The following is a 1,679-nucleotide window of genomic DNA, read 5'->3' as shown; positions in this document are numbered from 1 at the left end:
CCTTTACTTTTTACTTTTGCTTGTTATTTCATTTGGTTGATAGTTCCAATGATTAACTTTTTCGATTTTGCCAACATTACTATACGTTATAGATATGATAATATTTTTGTTTATCATATAACATTGGGAAGTCTAACGTATTATTTGTTAGTTTATATGATTGCTTTGTATTTTTTTCAAAAATATCGTATATATGACTTGTCAAAAAATTTGGTAAGAATATGTTTGTTAATTACCGTTTATACCTTAATTAGATATGTTTTTTATATATTAGAACACTATATTTTAAGCAATATAATTTTTCGTTTTTTCGATCATGATTATATTCCCTTATGTCTTACATTTCTAGAATGGTTTGATATTATATCAATATTAATTATTTTAATTATATTATTTAAAATAATACCTTTTTATTCTTCAGTAATCGAGTTTAATTCTATAGTAATAAAAAGAATTCACATTCAAATATATAGCTTTTTCTTGTCTTATATTTCACTTAAAACTATTTTGCTAAATGCTTATGCAATCAACGAATTATTTGGTTCAAGTATTACCGTAATGCTACTATTTGTATTGTTAACCTTTTTAGTATGGGGAATTTTATATAAGCTTTTCAATATAATTCTTTTAAATTGTTTTGGAGAATTTGATTCACAAGTTAAATTTAAAAAATTAATATTAACTCTCCTTGGAACAATTTTTTTAAGTGCTTTGATAAGCACTATTATTGTTTTTATAATATTAATGCTTTATATGCCTGCACATCTGAATTTGAAAAATAAAATCCAATTTTATTCTTCTTACTTTTTGTACAGTTTTTCTGGGATAAATTTGTTGTTTTCTTTAATATTTAGTCGATATTTTATAAAGATTTTTTATTCAAAAAGGTAGTTGTTTTTTGCTTATTGGATAAAAGAGCAAAGAATTCAATTATTCTAAAAATGCATACCATTAATTAATTGAGATTTCTAGGTAAATTAATTTAATAAGGTATCTCATCATGAAGAAATGATTGACCATAGAGTAAATAATAAAGGTCGATTATAAAAAATTTGAGGAACGGGGTTTTTAAAGCCAAAAAATCCCGCCAATAACTTCTTCGAAATTGGTTTTAAAAGCATAATTAAAGTGTAATATTACATTAAACTTTACAAAAGTTAACAATTAAATAGTTAAAATAAGTTGCATGGTTTTTTTCAATCACTATACTTTTATAATATATTTATATGAATGGATTAATTTTGTGCCAACAGGCATAAAATTGTAAATAAATCATTAATTTAATTGACAAGGATGTCGGATATGTATTATAATTTACAACACCAAACACCAAACACCAAACATGCCCAACCTATAATTTAACGTCATTAAAGTTAAGCTCGCACGGTCTATTATCTCCCTACAATTTATTTTTCCAGCAAATTCGGCAAAATTTCTCAAAATTTATTGGTTTAGCCTTTTTATCCCGGCAGATGGTTTTCGTGTTAATCGTGGTTGTTTTACAGTCTATCTCTTTTTCTAATTATGCATTAACCACTAAAACGACCAATATTATTCAAGGTTCAGCGCCTTATTTAACCTTTGATGGTGTCAGCAAAATAACGAGTACAGAAGAGCTACTAGCGATTAAATTACCAAATGGTACTGTGATAACCCCACAAAATGATGTATCAAGTATA

General features: G+C 25.3%; 1 protein-coding gene. It reads left to right on the top strand.

Features of this window, described 5'->3' with window-relative positions; all coding sequences use genetic code 11:
* Window positions 1-1,481: 1,481 nt before the first annotated feature.
* Window positions 1,482-1,679 (top strand): hypothetical protein (locus tag B6D18_RS12305; protein WP_144064005.1); only part of this gene is annotated, 198 nt, incomplete at its 3' end.

The organism is Gilliamella sp. A7, assembly GCF_002142015.1.
GTDB classification, from domain to species: domain Bacteria; phylum Pseudomonadota; class Gammaproteobacteria; order Enterobacterales; family Orbaceae; genus Gilliamella; species Gilliamella apis_A.
Note: the sequence above shows the minus strand (reverse complement) of the source record. Positions and strands in the feature narration are given on the sequence as shown.